General features: G+C 46.2%; 17 protein-coding genes. 6 read left to right on the forward strand and 11 right to left on the reverse strand.

All coding sequences use genetic code 11. The features are described 5' to 3' along the window. Positions 1-9: 9 nt before the first annotated feature. Positions 10-330 (reverse strand): hypothetical protein, encoded by a 321-nt coding sequence (locus C170_RS10360; protein ID WP_036609203.1) that lies wholly within the window; start codon positions 328-330, stop codon positions 10-12. A gap of 422 nt (positions 331-752) precedes the next feature. Here C170_RS10360 and C170_RS31315 point away from each other — a divergent pair, with 422 nt between their 5' ends. Further along, complete coding sequence (locus C170_RS31315; RefSeq protein WP_074094612.1) at positions 753-992, forward strand: hypothetical protein; 240 nt, start codon at positions 753-755, stop codon at positions 990-992. Positions 993-1114: 122 nt separating this feature from the next. Here C170_RS31315 and C170_RS31135 read toward each other — a convergent pair whose 3' ends face one another. From C170_RS31135 to C170_RS10385, 6 genes are all read right to left on the reverse strand, one after another. Beyond that, a complete protein-coding gene (locus C170_RS31135) occupies positions 1115-1267 on the reverse strand; it encodes a hypothetical protein (RefSeq protein ID WP_164783094.1) in 153 nt (50 codons plus the stop codon). 245 nt (positions 1268-1512) lie between these two features. Beyond that, positions 1513-2988 (reverse strand): aldehyde dehydrogenase family protein, encoded by a 1476-nt coding sequence (locus tag C170_RS10365; RefSeq protein WP_036609205.1) that lies wholly within the window; start codon positions 2986-2988, stop codon positions 1513-1515. 169 nt (positions 2989-3157) lie between these two features. After that, positions 3158-3697: a GNAT family N-acetyltransferase gene (locus C170_RS10370; protein WP_036609432.1), complete on the reverse strand. Its 540-nt coding sequence runs from the start codon at positions 3695-3697 to the stop codon at positions 3158-3160. A gap of 114 nt (positions 3698-3811) precedes the next feature. Beyond that, positions 3812-4150 carry a L,D-transpeptidase gene (locus C170_RS10375; protein ID WP_036609207.1) on the reverse strand — a complete coding sequence of 113 codons (339 nt, stop codon included), beginning with the start codon at positions 4148-4150 and terminating at the stop codon, positions 3812-3814. A gap of 56 nt (positions 4151-4206) precedes the next feature. Continuing rightward, positions 4207-5232: a ribosome small subunit-dependent GTPase A gene (gene rsgA / locus C170_RS10380; protein ID WP_442789457.1), complete on the reverse strand. Its 1026-nt coding sequence runs from the start codon at positions 5230-5232 to the stop codon at positions 4207-4209. 532 nt (positions 5233-5764) lie between these two features. Beyond that, positions 5765-6358 (reverse strand): DUF2087 domain-containing protein, encoded by a 594-nt coding sequence (locus C170_RS10385; RefSeq protein WP_036609208.1) that lies wholly within the window; start codon positions 6356-6358, stop codon positions 5765-5767. A gap of 178 nt (positions 6359-6536) precedes the next feature. Between C170_RS10385 and C170_RS10390 the strand changes: the two genes are divergently transcribed. From C170_RS10390 to C170_RS10400, 3 genes are all read left to right on the forward strand, one after another. Further along, positions 6537-7535 (forward strand): YpdA family putative bacillithiol disulfide reductase, encoded by a 999-nt coding sequence (locus C170_RS10390; protein WP_036609210.1) that lies wholly within the window; start codon positions 6537-6539, stop codon positions 7533-7535. 5 nt (positions 7536-7540) lie between these two features. Continuing rightward, positions 7541-7984: a DUF441 domain-containing protein gene (locus C170_RS10395; protein ID WP_036609212.1), complete on the forward strand. Its 444-nt coding sequence runs from the start codon at positions 7541-7543 to the stop codon at positions 7982-7984. Between the two features lie 416 nt (positions 7985-8400). Then, on the forward strand, positions 8401-8913 hold the full coding sequence (locus C170_RS10400) for a hypothetical protein (protein ID WP_036609214.1): 513 nt from the start codon (positions 8401-8403) through the stop codon (positions 8911-8913). Positions 8914-9012: 99 nt separating this feature from the next. On the opposite strand, the gene C170_RS10405 is transcribed toward C170_RS10400, so the two are convergent. Both C170_RS10405 and C170_RS10410 read right to left on the reverse strand, forming a co-directional pair. Beyond that, a complete protein-coding gene (locus C170_RS10405) occupies positions 9013-9462 on the reverse strand; it encodes an NUDIX domain-containing protein (protein WP_036609216.1) in 450 nt (149 codons plus the stop codon). 56 nt (positions 9463-9518) lie between these two features. After that, complete coding sequence (locus C170_RS10410; RefSeq protein ID WP_036609218.1) at positions 9519-9815, reverse strand: HesB/YadR/YfhF family protein; 297 nt, start codon at positions 9813-9815, stop codon at positions 9519-9521. Positions 9816-10300: 485 nt separating this feature from the next. Between C170_RS10410 and C170_RS10415 the strand changes: the two genes are divergently transcribed. Together C170_RS10415 and C170_RS10420 are read left to right on the forward strand one after the other, a co-directional pair. Continuing rightward, a complete protein-coding gene (locus tag C170_RS10415; RefSeq protein WP_036609220.1) occupies positions 10301-12046 on the forward strand; it encodes an ABC transporter ATP-binding protein in 1746 nt (581 codons plus the stop codon). 12 nt (positions 12047-12058) lie between these two features. Continuing rightward, positions 12059-14149 carry an ABC transporter ATP-binding protein gene (locus C170_RS10420; protein ID WP_036609222.1) on the forward strand — a complete coding sequence of 697 codons (2091 nt, stop codon included), beginning with the start codon at positions 12059-12061 and terminating at the stop codon, positions 14147-14149. 190 nt (positions 14150-14339) lie between these two features. Here C170_RS10420 and C170_RS10425 read toward each other — a convergent pair whose 3' ends face one another. Next, positions 14340-14966: a YdcF family protein gene (locus C170_RS10425; RefSeq protein WP_036609224.1), complete on the reverse strand. Its 627-nt coding sequence runs from the start codon at positions 14964-14966 to the stop codon at positions 14340-14342. After that, a complete protein-coding gene (locus tag C170_RS10430) occupies positions 14963-15508 on the reverse strand; it encodes a hypothetical protein (RefSeq protein ID WP_051447120.1) in 546 nt (181 codons plus the stop codon). Before C170_RS10430 ends, C170_RS10425 begins: the two co-directional genes overlap by 4 nt. Between the last annotated feature and the right edge of the window lie 54 nt (positions 15509-15562).

A 15562-nucleotide genomic window follows, 5' to 3' on the forward strand; every position in this document is an offset into this window, starting at 1 on the left:
TCAAAAGCCCTATTCGTTGCTGTCCTGCTGAAACAATGAACGTCTTCCATATACAGGCGCTTCTTCCGAAGTCGTTGAAAAAGCCCGCTGTACACGTACGCAACTGCCCTGTCGCAGCCCTGTTTCCATTAACTGCTGTGCGTTCTGCGGAGAGAACCACAGACCTTCCGGAAACTTGGCTTCAAGGATGTACTGAATGCCGTCTCCCGGTGCCTGTCCAAAAATGCGAACGCCGAGTAATGTCTTCAAATGTTCGATGGTACATTCGTCCGGAACATCGATGTCGAACCATTCTCCTTCCTCGCGGCCGGAATGCACGGTTAGAATCATCCGAATCCCTCCCATGGTCTCATATGTAAATTGTCCTAATGTCAGATTAAATCAAAAAAAAGAGAATGAATCGTTATATCAACCCTATTTTCTTACATAAACACCCTGTTTGCAATGTACCACCTGTAATTTTGTTACATATGACCCACGTATATATTAAAATATCGTACATTCGACTCAGAACTTTCGTGGCAGTTATGCAATTAAATATTGCGAGGATACGAAAACTCTCGTTTTTTGTTCCATTTAAATGGTAATTAAGTTACGTTTTTCAGGACTTTTATTCCTTCGCTCACAATTGAATTGTGAACACTTTTCAAACATTACCCACCTTTATGTTTTCATAAGCTGATTTTAAGGTAATTTTAAGCATTGGAATTTAATATTAGCTGTATGAAATAACAACCGTGAGGTGATTTCAAGTGAGAACCCTAATAACCTTTCAAAACAAATCAATCCCTGTATATTTTAATCAAGAAAACAAACAACCTATGCAGAAGACATTAAGATTGCTTAGCAGTGCTCTTGAGCATAAAATTAGCAACGGTAAACGCGCCATTCAAAAATGTCTGCATTCTTTAATTAGTATTGAGATTGTTAATGGAGAAGCCATTCTCCACAGTCGAAGTGAAAACGACTCCCTTGCTTTATCGTTATATTAAAAGGAGTCAACCAAGACACATTCATTACAAGACATGAAAAAGGAAGCTGTCGTCATAGACAAGCTTCCTTTTTTGAGTTGTATACACGTTAACAGCGGATTGCAATTATTATCAGCCATCGCTCAGTGCAGTTTGCTCAGGACATAGGCGGCATCATGTTCTTCCGCAATCTCGGCTTTACGAATACGAATGACAAACAGCCGAACCAAATTGGCACGTGTATGTTCTTCCTGACAGGTATTCAGTTTCCTCAGAATAAAGCGGTCAATGGACATGAATTTAAAGCCCCTTTGCCATTGGATTTACGGATCGATTCTTCCGTGTATCCATAAATAACCAGATAGCGTCAGCCCCAAACAGCTTTTCCACTCTTATATTAAGCCGTATTTTGCCAAGGTGTAATATTGTGCAAAAAGCCCGTCCCACCAAGCTGGAGACGGACTTTCGCATGATTTGTCGATCTTTTTGTAACCCGCTCTAATCATTCATAAATGCCCCTGCTAATTTACTCTTTTTCGACTTATTTCACTCCCGGATATTCCCGATATTGGTGCTGAATGCTGATCCAACGCGTACGTGTAAACTTCTCAATGGCCCAATCCCCACCGAAACGTCCAATCCCTGAAGCTTTTTCACCGCCAAACATCACATGCGCTTCATCGTTCACAGACTGATCATTTACATGCACCATACCCGATTCAATGCGCTGGGCAACCTGATATCCCCGATTCAGATCTTGGGTGAATACGGAACCACTAAGTCCATAAGGAGTATCATTCGCCAAACGTACAGCTTCCTGCTCATCATGAGCCTTCATGATCACTGCCACCGGGCCAAACAATTCCTGCTGCACGATATCCTGTTCAGGTTTAACATCGGCAAGTACAGTAGGAGACAGCACACTGCCTTTACTGGTCCCTCCTAGCAATAACCGGGCTCCTTCAGCTTTGGCTTTGTTCACAATCTCCTGTAATCGTTCTACCTCTTTTTCCCGAATGAGAGGACCCACGAGTGTGTTAACATCCGCCGGATCACCTGCCTGAACATTCTTCGTTTTGGCAACAAATGTTTCGACGAATTGGTCGTAAATATCGGCATGCACAATGATACGATTCAGAGCCATGCAGATCTGTCCCTGATGCAGAAACTTACCAAAGACCGCCGCTTCGGCAGCACGTTCAATGTCCGCATCTTCAAGCACAACCATCGCGTTGTTGCCGCCAAGTTCCAGTGCCGTTTCTTTTAAATGTTCACCCGCCAGTTTACCGATCCCTTGTCCAACTTCTGTGGAACCCGTGAATGAAATTACTTTGGGAACCGGATGAGCGACAAAGTAATCCCCGATCTCGCTACCACTTCCCGCAACGACATTCAGCACGCCCTCAGGCAGACCGGCTTGTTCAAACAAATCAGCAATAAGCCAACCTGCCGTAATCGGAGTATCCGATGCTGGTTTAATCACTACACCATTACCAACAGCAATCGCTGGAGCTACAGATCGCAGGCATAGATGCAAAGGGAAGTTCCATGGCCCGATAACACCAATCACTCCCTTCGGCTCACGAACCACACGGTTCTCTTTGCCAGGGGTATTGGACGGGATAATCTCACCCTTCATGCGATAAGGAAAAGATGCTGCTTCGTCCACAATGCGTTTAGCCGCTGCAAACTCCGCCTCCGATTTGATTCGGGTACTCCCGGATTCCGTGATCAACAGTTGAATGATCTCCTCTTTGCGCTCCGCCATCAGGGATGAAACTTTACGCAATACCTCTTCTTTCGCAGCAGGCAATGATTTCGCCCATTCAACCGAATTTTTCTGAGCTGACTCATAAGCCTTATCTATGTCTTTCTTATTGGAAGAGCGCCATGTGGCAATAACTTCTCCCGAATAAGGATTGATATTCTCCATTGTTTTCTCACCGGAGCCATCTACCCAGCTGCCATTAATATATTGTTTCGTCCATGTTGTATGTTCAGTGTCCATTAAAGTCATGTGAATACGCCTCCTGATCAAGATTAAATGTCACACCTGCACAACGGTGTAATACATCATTAACCTTGTTCAGAATTACGCAAACGTGAAGACCTGAATTAGCTCTTCCATTCTTTAAGCTTAAGGAAACAATACAACCCACACTATTCTCTCGCCATCTGGACGTCTTTCAACAGTCGGGCAGGCTCTTCTCTCCAAAGAGGCTCAAGTCTTCCCATCCGTAGCCAACTTCGATCAGATCTTGACCACCAAAGCGGAGGGACTGTGTCTGGACTGGAGTGCCTCCCATCTTTTCATAGAAGCCACAAGCTGAATTACGCTCCAAAGCCCATATGATCAAACGTTTCATATTGTGGGTCTGTAGATGATGAACGACATGTGTCGCCAGTTGCTGACCTATCCCCTTTTGTTGTACTTCCTTCAGCAAATATATAGCATACAACTCTCCATCATAAGGTAATTTTCCTTCACGCTCCTTACCCCCACAAGCAAATCCGACAATGTTCCCATCATCCTGTTCAGCTACCACCAAGATCTGATCCTTTTCGCCAGAACGAATGGTCTTCTCCCACTGGGGCAATCTTGATTCTATAGTCAAATGATCCAAAAAATCGTCAGGCACAATTCCCCGATATGTTGTTTTCCAACTCTCAGTATGTACATAAGCTATCCCCTGCGCATCCCCTTCACGCGCCCGCCTGATCAGCATAGCTATCACTCGCTTTCTCTCGTAACTGCCGCAACTTTACCATATTATATATTCTTCTTTCTTTAATTCCAAATTCATCCACTAAACTACCTCTTATAAAAGTAAAATCCGGCCCTACGGCCGGATCGTTACCCTAGTGCCTACAGATACCTTGGAAGACAAATCCAGTACATCCGAGTTGTACATGCGTATACAACCATGGGAGACGGATTTGCCAATAGACCAAGGCTCATTGGTTCCGTGTATCCCATAATGGGGAGCAGACAGTCCCATCCAGAATACGCCAAATGGCCCACCTGGATTCGATTGTTTGTTAATAATAGTGAACTCCCCGTTTGGAGTCTGCGTGAGCATCTTGCCGGTGCCTACGGGATAGCCCTTAATCACCTGATTGCCGTCCAGAAGATATAACATGTGGTCAGAAAGATCTACAATAATCCTGTAATCTGGCATAATGACATCCCTCCTGACCTATCTTATGCAAGATACCGGATGATGCCCGCCTGATTTCAGGCTTCCTCCCACTCTTTCACACTACGGGAGTGCTTGGGTTTGCGACTATTGGCCGGTTTGCTGGAAGCAGTACGCCTTCTGGATGCCACTTCTTCCTTGCGTTGCTGATATTGCAATTCCTTCTGCATTTTCAGATAATTATTCAGTCTTTTTTCATCCAATGAACCATCCTGTATGGCCTCTTTCACTGCACATCCAGCTTCCCGCGTATGACTGCAATCCAGAAATCTGCACGTGGCCGCAAGTTCTTCAATTTCTCCAAACGCATGTGACAGCCCATCATTGCCCTCATCCCAGAGATTAAGCTCGCGCATTCCTGGAGTATCGATCAATACGGCTCCCTGTGGAAGTACAAACATCTCCCGGTGTGTTGTCGTATGTCTCCCACGGCTGTCTCCCTCGCGAACGGATTGCGTAAGCTGCACATCCTCACCCATCATCCAGTTCACCAGCGTAGACTTGCCACTGCCAGAAGATCCTGTGAGCGCAACAGTCAGCCCTGGCTGCAAATATCGTTCCAGTAAGGATTTACCTTGACCCTCCACTGCAGATATCGCAAGCACTTCAACGCCTGGAGCAATCCCTTCTACACTTCGGATCTGTTCTTCCACATTGTTGCACAGATCACTTTTGCTCAGAACAATGACTGGCCTTACGCCACCATTCCAAGCCATCAGCACGTATCTTTCGAGCCTTCTAAGGTTGAAATCATGATTAAGTGCTGCCACGATTAACAGTGTATCTACGTTTGCGGCGATTAATTGTTCCTTGGTCACCGGACCTGCCGCCTGCCTTGATACCCTGCTCCGACGTGGCACCAGATTGTGAATAATTGCTTCTTCACCCGACTGACCTGTAATGGCCACCCAATCTCCAACCGCCGGTGCCAAGCTGGTCTCCAGACTATCATGACGCATTCGGCCCGAAATCCTTCCCCAGCATTCGCCCTCTTCTGTAATCAAACGTAGCAGATGTCCATGGTCTGCGATAATTCTGGCTGGCTTTTTCTCCTGCTCTTCCATCCCTGTCTCTTGCCACAGTTCCTGCCACTTTGCTGACCAGCCGTACTTCTCAATATGGTTATCTAAAATAAAAATTCCTCCCAAAATAAGTTGTTTACTTCGTTCAAGCCGAGTGAACAATCATCTCCGGTTCAGATCAAAACAAAAAACCACGAGTAGAAATACACCCGTGGCAATAGGTAGTTAGCCGAATCAAAGATCACCCCTTCTTGTAGATCTACCGGATAGAATACTTAACCCTCCGATATAAACCATTCAGGAACACCCTTTTATCGGCAAACAAAAAAGCCACGGGTGCGTCACCCGTGGCTTCATCTGAGCATGCGATACTTCACGTTACAATGGATACTGCTATCCATCTAACGCAAAATTACATGCTTTGATCCGTTCCGGAGACGCTGTTCATATTCAAATTAACGTATACTGCATTTAAATTTGTCATAAACAATCGCCTCCCTTGTAGAATTATCCATTATGTTACACACTGAGCTTAACAGTTGTCAAGCCCAAACTTTTTTCACCACCAGCTACTCTATTTAACCTGATCCCAGCGTGTCCACATTTCCTTCGGATTCAATTCATAGATATCCTCTTCCCGATACATGAACTGATGCATGATAAATTCCCGCCGAATCGTGGCAAAGTCTTCATGGTATTGCTTTATAAATGTATTGATTTCTTTTTCCGTATACTTCCGACCAAATTCAAGCTGCTCGACCAGATGACCAAGTACAATCAGTTTTTTCTTGTATTGAGCCGGAATCTGACGCAGTCGTCCATCTTTGGAGAAAAAATTTCTCATGACCGACGCTTTCAATGTTTCGTTCACATCACTCATATCCGTAACCTCCTCTCGATTAAAGATAAAATCAATCGAAGCCTGTGCATTCTCACGGATAAACGAAGGATTGAGTGTGAAATACACTGTATTTTTCTCCCGTCGTTCCTTAATCAGCGCCGCCTCTCTCAGCTTGGATGCATGATGTGTCACGGTTGGCTGTGACAGATTCAGCCGCTCGGCAAGTGCCTGTCCGTGCAGTTCACCCTGTGCCAATAACAGCAGCATTCGAAGCCGGGTCGGGTCAGCCAACGCTTTATGATAAGCCACAATTTTCTCCAGCTGCATCATCGTTCATCTCGCTTTCAATTAGATATATATCTAATTTGATATTAGTCTTTTCTCCTCTACACGTCAACTCCTTTGCTTTCAAGTAAGCTTGTCTAATTAAACTCCACGCTTGAACTGGCATTGGCTCGTTATTTACGGTAGGATTATATTGCTTGAAATAAGGAGGATTAAGAACATGGAAGATGTCATTATTATCGGCGGAGGCCCATGCGGTCTGTCTGCTGCCATTGAATGTGAGCGGCTGGGACTGTCCGCTGTGATCGTTGAGAAATACAATATCGTTCAATCTATTTATCTGTATCCAACCCATATGCAGTTTTTCAGCACAGCCCCGCTGCTTGAGATCGGAAACGTTCCGTTCAGCACACCTAATGATAAACCGTTTCGTTATGAAGCACTTGCCTATTATCGCAGGGTAGCCGAACATTTTGGTCTGCGTGTTCATAACTATGAGGAAGCCCGTGAAATTAAACGCAAGGATGATGGTACGTTTGAGGTACATACGCTCAATCGCCGCGGGGAGGCCATCGTACATGTTGGACGCAATGTAGTTGTAGCTACCGGTTATTTTGACCATCCTAACTATCTCGGCATCCCTGGAGAAGATAAAGATAAGGTAACCCACTACTTCCGGGAAGCCCACCCGTATACCCGTACACGTGTCGCCATTATTGGCGGAAGCAACTCAGCCGTGGATGCGGCCATGGAACTGGTTCGGGTCGGAGCACATATTGATATGGTTTATCGCGGCAGTGGTCTGTCCCAGCATATTAAACCATGGGTACGTCCGCTATTCGAGAGCATGGTGACAAAAGGTCATATCACACTCCACCTGGAATCACGCGTGAATGAAATACTGGATGATTCGATTCGCCTGATACACGCGGATGGTTCCACTCGGGAACTGGATAATGACTTCGTACTAGCAATGACCGGTTTCCGGCCAGATCGTCAACTACTCACGTCGGTAGGTGTGGAGATGTCTGATGATATGGATAAACCTCTATATGATGCACAAACGATGGAAAGCAGCGTACCTGGTGTATATGTAGGCGGAGTCATCGCTTCGGGTCGTAATGCCAATGAAGTCTTTATTGAATCCGGGCGCTGGCATGGACGTTACATTGCGGAACATATCGTTAGCAAACAACGTGGACAGACTGAAGGGAAATGAAAACAATGGATATGACTTCCCTGCTGTTGCTCGTATTTGCGGCTCTCGGGATTATCAGCAGCAACACACCTGTGACCGTAGCGATGGTATTTCTGTTGTTGCTACGAGTCCTGAACCTGAATCAGGCATTTCCATGGCTTGAAAAATACGGACTTACACTGGGCATTATCATTCTGACCATTGGCGTGATGGCACCTCTTGCCAGTGGCAAGATGAGTCTGCAGACGATCGGTGAGTCTTTCCTGCACTGGAAGTCACTGCTCGCTATTGGCGTAGGATTACTGGTGGCATATCTCGGAGGACGTGGCGCTACGTTGATGGGTACACAGCCAACTGTCGTTGCCGGGCTGTTAATCGGAACGGTACTTGGGGTTGCCCTGTTCAAGGGTGTACCTGTGGGTCCATTGATTGCGGCGGGAATTTTATCATTGCTGCTGGGCAAATCCTGATTGAAGTTGTGAAGCTTGTGACCTGACATGCTATGCAGATTGGCTGTATTTCCCACCGTTGTGTGATATACTTCTATTCATGCAAATTATGTACACGAGTCTACAGCAGAATAATGCATATTAGAGGTTGTTCAAAAAGTCCGATTTTGATTACGAAGGATGCCTATCGGCATCATCAGCATCGAATATGGAATTCAGCCGAAATAAGCGGGAGGCTTACGAAGTATGTTTCCTTTGGAAACATTGCGGTTGCTCACGTAGTTTTCCCTACGCTCCGCTACTCCATTTCTAGCTTCATCCCATCTTCTCGGTACTGAAAACCGTCCTATTTGAACACGTACTATTATGGTTATGCTGTTGCATAAACGTATAGATTCACTTTGCAACTATTAATGGCGCAGGAGGATTAAGGAACCATGTCACGTCAGTTTATTACAGAAGCCGTGATGGTGGCCATTTACGGTCAATTGTTAGCGCCGCCCGCGCCTGTTGAATATATTGTTCCTTATACCACCATCCTTGAGCTATATGAATTCCAGACCAGTCCTGATCCCATGATGGATAACCCGGCAGATGATCAGCATGTGAAATCCAAAATCAATGAAATGATTTCTTATTTCGAGGAACCGCTGAATAAGAAAAAAATAGAGCGTGCGTTACTTGTTCCATGGGCCAAAAGCCCCTCCATTTTATTTGGTGACCAAGTATCCATTGCCATTATCAATGCAATAGATACGGCGCAGTACGGGGAGTATTTCGATCCCATTGAGACCGAACTGCTACTGACATCTCAGCGCCTGAGTATCCCGATTCTTACCGATCAGGTTGAACTGATTGCACGCATAATTGAGTCTGAATCACCTGTACAGGTATTCGATATTGATGATTTTGATTTTGCGATGGATGATGAACCACTGGATCAGGTGTAATTCATGCTCTGAGCACCAGAATCGGATTTTAAAAAAAATGACCTTGGCATCCACTTTATCGTGCATGCCAAGGTCATTTTTTTGCGGTCAACACTTATTTTATTCTGCAATATCCCGCGCTAACAGGATTCGGCTAATCTGATTCAGAGGTGGTAACGACTCCAGCGCAAAAAACTTCAGACCTGCATCACTATTTACACGCGACTCCACAAGGTCATCCTGAATGATCACTGTCCGAAACAGGGCAATGACATAATACTCTTCATCTCCGCTTGAATGCAGATACCGAAGGTCAGGCCCCGAATAGAGACCTTCCAGTGTCATGGTATCAGCAGTCCAACCTGTCTCTTCCCATAACTCCCGATGGGCAGCATCTTCAATAGCCTCACCCGGACGCATCTCACCTGCTGGCAACCGCCAGTGACCATGTTCAGCATGTTGAATCAGCAGTAATTCACCTTGTTCGTTCTCAGCCCGCACCGCCGCTTTTACAACAATATGAGAGCGTTTTGCGATATACTGGGCCAAATCTCGTGGTGGCAGATTCACTGCTTATCCCCTCCCCCTACTCGGAAGCCGGTGGCGACCTGTAATCCATCTATTGCTTAGACTTCCGTGTAACGATATTCGATATCCTGACCTTCATCAACGATGTCCACATGCAGTTGGTGCCCTTTCAGATACCAATAATCGTGATCTTCCATGAAGAATTGAATCCCCGACACTTCGGTTTGATCCGCAGGATGTCTTGGTTTCTCTACAGCAATACCTAGCGAAAATCCAGGGTGAAGACCTCCGCCAGAGCTATAACGTGCAAAAAATCGAATGCTGTCTCCCTCGTTCAAATTCAGCTCTTCCTTGTACCAGCGAGCAGCTTGATCGGATACATGTATGGTACTCATTTGGTGTCAGCTCCTTCTGTATATATATGTTCCATCATATCTCGACAGGGACTTGAATACAAACCCGAGTGACCACATAAAGACAAAATAAGTTGTGAAAAATGTTTGACAGATTGTAAAAGCCGGTGTTAAGATGCAAACATACGAGGTCTACATTGTATTTATTTCCAAAAAAAGAAAGGGTGATTACGGTGTTTAACAAACATATGATAGGTCAATTCAGCACACAACTAAATACCGGAGCACACCCGAAATCATTATTCCGTTCATAAGTCGGCATGACAGGCGATCTTTCATTAGAACCTCTGTGATGTATACTCACAATCGAACTTATATATGGTGACGGCTCTGTTCTCTGAGCCATGCTGCCGTATGATTATATGAAGACATACCGCCTGCGTGCGGTATGTCTTTTTTTGTGGGTACATTTCGGCATTCATGAACGGAATTTGCATTTCTCGGACATCGAAAGGAAGGGATAACACTTGTTCTCTGTACTTAAAAACCTGGCCTGGTTCTTCCGGCTGGAACGCAAACGATACCTAACCGGTGTCATTTTGCTTATTCTGGTGGGCATTGCCGAACTGCTGCCTCCTCGTCTTCTTGGTAATGCCATCGACGAGATTGTGCGCGGTTCCATTACCGGCACCTCACTTACGCGTTATATTTTGCTTATTCTAGGAACGGTCATCATTATCTATCTGGTTACATACGTTTGGATGCACAAACTGTTTGGTGGTGCCAACCTAGTGGAGCGGCTACTTCGTTCACGCTTTATGGACCACTTGTTACGAATGACTCCTCCCTTTTTTGAGAAAAACAGAACAGGAGATCTGATGGCTCGGGCCACCAATGATCTTCGTTCCATTGCCACTACAGCAGGCTTCGGCATGCTGACCTTAACAGACTCTACAGCCTTTCTGGCCACCGTATTGTTCGCCATGGGTTTTCTGGTTAGTTGGAAACTGACCTTGGCGGCAATCCTGCCATTACCTTTTATCGCCATTGCCATGATGATCTATGGTAAAGCTGTACATCAACGTTACACCCTGGCACAGGATGCATTCGGAGATATGAACGACCAGGTGCTGGAATCCATAGCCGGGATTCGTGTCGTGCGTGCTTATGTGCAGGAACGTCTGGACGAGAAACGGTTCGCCGACGTGACCGAAGATGTCTATCGTAAAAATCTGGCTGTTGCCAGAATGGATGCCCTATTTGAACCCACCATCCGCCTCTTCGTTGGACTCAGTTATGTGATTGCACTTGCCTACGGCATATATCTTGTATTTCATAATGAAATTACCCTGGGGGATCTCGTATCGTTTAACATGTACCTGGGGATGATGATCTGGCCCATGTTTGCCATCGGCGAATTAATTAACCTGATGCAACGTGGTAGCGCTTCGCTTGATCGGGTCAACGAGACTTTATCAGTAGAACCTGCCGTACAAGATGTGGAGCAACCTGCTCACGTTACGAATCCGGAAGAAATTGCGATGCAGGATGTTACATTCCGTTACCCAAGTTCCACTGTCGACAATCTCAGTCATATCAGCTTTTCGCTACGACGGGGTCAAACATTGGGTGTTGTGGGTCGTACGGGTAGCGGTAAGTCTACTTTGCTCAAACAACTGCTTCATGAATACCCTGCCGGTTCGGGCACATTAAGCATCTCGGGTCATCCGATTCAGGATATCGCCAAAGATGACTTGCACAGCTGGATTGGGTACGTACCACAGGAACAAGTTCTGTTCTCCAAATCAGTTCGTCAAAACATTCAATTTGGTCAACCTGGGGCCAGTGATGAAGTCATCATGGAAGCCATTCGTACCGCCGCTTTTGACGGGGATCTGGGAACCTTATCCGATGGACTGGATACACTCGTTGGTGAAAAAGGAATCTCTCTGTCCGGTGGACAGAAACAGCGGGTATCGCTGGCGCGTGCCTTTATTGCTAACCCTGATATTCTGATCCTGGATGATGCCTTATCTGCTGTCGATGCACGTACTGAAGCCAAAATCATTGAAAATATACGCAACAAACGCTCGGGCAAAACCACGCTGATCTCGACTCATCGCCTGTCTGCTATTGAACATGCTGACCGAATCATCGTACTGGAGCACGGGAAAATTACGGAAGAAGGCACTCACCAGGAATTGTTAGCCATGAACGGCTGGTACCGTGAACAGTATGAACGGCAACAGGTCGAGTCCAATCTGTCCACGTAGGAGGTCAATTCATTGAAGTCTAATACAGGCAAAAGGCTGCTTGATTACGCCTTGAAAGCCAAAGGAACATTTATCGCTGCATTAATTATGCTTACCATTGGTGTTGCGGCCGAGCTTGCCGGGCCGTTCATCGCCAAATCCATGATCGATAATCACTTGCTCGCGATTGAGCAGCCTTTCTATGAGACAACAGCTTCTGATGAAGCCGCAGTCTACAACGGTAAGAATTACAAACGCGAAGGCTTGTTCGAACCGGATGAAAACAAAGGTTCCGAAGTGCGGGTATTACAAGCCGGCAGAAGTTTTTATTTTGTAAACGAACCGGTAAGCGCACCTGACGGGGACCGCACATATACGGATGGAACCCTCACGGTTACACGCGCAGGTGAGGTAACAGGCCAATATGCGGCAACACCCCTGTCCGCTGGTGAACTGTTTGCTTTTTACAAACCGGAGATGCCCAGCATCTATCAATTAATTGTGTATTACATGATCTTCCTCGTGATCTCGGTCATTATGGAGTTTGGTAAAACTTTCTGGCTGCAATCCTCGGCCAACAAGGTCATTCAAAGACTGCGTAACGATGTGTATGCCCATATTCAGCGACTGCCGGTGCACTTTTTTGATAACCTGCCCGCAGGTAAAGTTGTATCTCGGGTCACAAACGATACAGAAGCCGTAAAAGATCTGTTCGTTGCTGTTCTTTCGAACTTTTTCTCAGGAATCATCACGATTACAGGTGTGTATGTTGCACTCTTCCTGCTTGATATTCGCCTGGGTCTAATCTCATTATTCGTTGTGCCGATGCTCATTACATGGATTGTGCTCTATCGCAAATTCGCTACTCGCTACAACACAATCATTCGATCCCGACTGAGTGAGATCAATGCAATCATTAACGAGTCCATTCAGGGGATGTCCATTATCCGCGTATTCCGCCATCAGAAACAAACTAAACTGGAATTCGAAGATCTAAATGATGACTATATGAAACACCAGAACAAAATGCTGAACCTAAATGCCTTCACCTCACACAATCTGGTTAACGTATTACGGAATATCGCCTTTGCGGTGGTCCTGTGGTACTTCGGTTCCAGCGTGTTGGATGGCACAAGTATTATCTCCCTTGGTGTTCTGTATGCCTTCGTAGATGTTCTGGGTCGCTTGTTCCAGCCAATCACCGGTATGGTGAATCAACTCGCCAACCTGGACTCCTCCCTCGTATCTGCTGGTCGCGTCTTTGAGCTGATGGATGAAAAGGGAGAAGCTGTAACCGATGGCTCTATGCCAAGATACAAAGGGAATGTTGTCTTCGATGATGTATCCTTTGCCTATAAAAAAGATTACGTGCTTCACAATATCTCATTCAAAGCATCCCAAGGTCAGACGGTCGCTCTGGTCGGTCATACCGGTTCGGGTAAAAGCTCAATTATCAACCTGCTATTCCGGTTCTATGACCCGCAAAAAGGCAAGATCACGATTGACGGTCAGAATGTCAAAGATCTGCCTAAACAGTGGATTCGCGAACATATGGGGATTGTATTGCAGGACCCGTATCTGTTCACAGGCACCATTGCTTCCAACGTCAGTCTCGGCGATGAGAAGATCTCCCGTGAACGAATTGAACAGGCGCTGCGTGATGTAGGCGCTGAACGTATACTGGCTCATTTGCCTCAAGGCTTTGACGAACCTGTCATCGAAAAAGGAAGCACATTGTCTGCTGGACAGCGTCAGTTGATCTCCTTTGCTCGGGCACTGGCGTTTGATCCGGCCATCCTCATTTTGGATGAAGCTACAGCCAATATAGATACGGAAACAGAAGCTTTGATTCAGAACGCACTCGAAGTCCTCAAAAAAGGACGTACCACCTTCATCATTGCTCACCGTCTCTCCACCATTCGTTCGGCAGATCAAATTCTGGTTCTGCATCGCGGGCGTATCGTTGAGCAGGGTGCACATGATGAACTGATGGAGCTTAAAGGCCGCTATTATAAGATGTATCAGCTTCAACAAGGTGCGCAAGCAGCAGCGAGTGCAACCAGCGAAAATCCGTCGGGTGAGATCATTCCAACCTCAACCTCCTTTGCCGGAGGCAATGCATAACAGAGTAAAACAGATAGCTCTTTAAGTAACCAATCAAAATGATGTACTCGACGGCAAAACAAAAACCGATCTACACAGCTACCTCAGGGTTTGCGGTGTAGATCGGTTTTTTTGTATTTTCATCGGGATTCAGGTTCCGATACTGTTTATTTCGATTTCGTCCAGACAAAAAAACAATCCGCGTGCAGCCTCATGGCTGCTGCGGATTGTCTATCCATCCTTTGATCGTATATCCCATGTACATCACGGTCTCTCTTGCGAGAAAAGGAAACTTGCTGCGCCAGGTTCGATAAGCCGTAGTTCGTGTCGGAGAGGGTACAGCATCCATACCCAGTCCGACAGCCAGCTTCATGGCCCGTTTCATATGTAATGGATCACTCACAATCGTATAGGTTTGATAACCGGCCTGTTCACCAATCGGAATTGAATTGACCAGGTTCTCCTCGGTAATTCTGGATTTGGTCTCTATGCGAATGTCCGCAGGATCTACTCCATGTGCGATGGCATACTTCTGACCCACTTCAGCTTCCGTATGTTCTCCATCACCACTTGATCCACCTGTGAAAAGCAGATTACGAACGGTACCCTGACGGTATAATTCAATCCCGTGTTCAATACGTTCGCGAAATACAGGTGAAGGGTTATCCCCCGCCACAGCTGCGCCCAGAATGATTGCTGTATCCGATATCCTGGATGAATCCTCATCCGTATATGCTGATATACGGATTGCGGTAACCACAGTCCACAGGATTCCAACTAATACTACAGCTAGAGCCGTAATTACAATCCAGCGTTTCGTTATCCGTTTGCTTGTCATTCATCCTCTTCCAAAGCCCTTGCTTGCATACTCTCGGTATGCATCCGCTCCAGCGTTTGCAGAGCTGCTGCGGATTCGGCATCCAGACCAAGCTCTGCGATCCAGGCACCCGTATATTGCTGAAGACGGATCTCCAACTCCTGTGCACGGTCTTTGAAATCCTCCAATTCCTTAATCATACGTGATCGTCCTTCCGGACTGAATGTCTCATGGATTCGTTCCTTGAAGTAGTGATGTACGATACGGTTACGTTGCTGCCATAACTCATTCAATTGAAGAGTCTCTTCCTCGGAGAATGTAAAATGATGGCGCACTTCGTGAATGAGCTGCCCCAGTGAACTGCTCATCTTTCGTTCGTACAGATCTTCCAGATCCTCTTCAGACACGGCTTTGCCCTGAGACATTTTCATTAATAAAATCAGATTGACCAGCTGCTGTTCAAGCGCCTGCCCGTAGTACACTGCCAATCCGTAATAGGCAAACAATTCCCTGGAGTGTTCGCTGTCCAGCATGTCACCATTCTGGATATCTGTATTTTGCATATGCGAGCGCCCCCTTCAACCGTACAATGTTAACCATTCCATGTCCCTCTATCC

It is taken from the genome of Paenibacillus sp. FSL H7-689, assembly GCF_000517905.1.
Classification (GTDB): domain Bacteria; phylum Bacillota; class Bacilli; order Paenibacillales; family Paenibacillaceae; genus Paenibacillus; species Paenibacillus amylolyticus.

Bases quoted from the DNA above. Each gene is read 5' to 3' on its own strand.
- C170_RS10360 (WP_036609203.1), bottom strand. From the start codon at position 330: ATGATTCTAACCGTGCATTCCGGCCGCGAGGAAGGAGAATGGTTCGAC.
- C170_RS31135 (WP_164783094.1), bottom strand. From the start codon at position 1,267: ATGTCCATTGACCGCTTTATTCTGAGGAAACTGAATACCTGTCAGGAA.
- C170_RS10365 (WP_036609205.1), bottom strand. From the start codon at position 2,988: ATGACTTTAATGGACACTGAACATACAACATGGACGAAACAATATATT.
- C170_RS10370 (WP_036609432.1), bottom strand. From the start codon at position 3,697: ATGCTGATCAGGCGGGCGCGTGAAGGGGATGCGCAGGGGATAGCTTAT.
- C170_RS10375 (WP_036609207.1), bottom strand. From the start codon at position 4,150: ATGCCAGATTACAGGATTATTGTAGATCTTTCTGACCACATGTTATAT.
- rsgA (WP_442789457.1), bottom strand. From the start codon at position 5,232: ATGGAAGAGCAGGAGAAAAAGCCAGCCAGAATTATCGCAGACCATGGA.
- C170_RS10385 (WP_036609208.1), bottom strand. From the start codon at position 6,358: ATGCAGCTGGAGAAAATTGTGGCTTATCATAAAGCGTTGGCTGACCCG.
- C170_RS10390 (WP_036609210.1), top strand. From the start codon at position 6,537: ATGGAAGATGTCATTATTATCGGCGGAGGCCCATGCGGTCTGTCTGCT.
- C170_RS10395 (WP_036609212.1), top strand. From the start codon at position 7,541: ATGGATATGACTTCCCTGCTGTTGCTCGTATTTGCGGCTCTCGGGATT.
- C170_RS10400 (WP_036609214.1), top strand. From the start codon at position 8,401: ATGTCACGTCAGTTTATTACAGAAGCCGTGATGGTGGCCATTTACGGT.
- C170_RS10410 (WP_036609218.1), bottom strand. From the start codon at position 9,815: ATGAGTACCATACATGTATCCGATCAAGCTGCTCGCTGGTACAAGGAA.
- C170_RS10425 (WP_036609224.1), bottom strand. From the start codon at position 14,966: ATGACAAGCAAACGGATAACGAAACGCTGGATTGTAATTACGGCTCTA.
- C170_RS10430 (WP_051447120.1), bottom strand. From the start codon at position 15,508: ATGCAAAATACAGATATCCAGAATGGTGACATGCTGGACAGCGAACAC.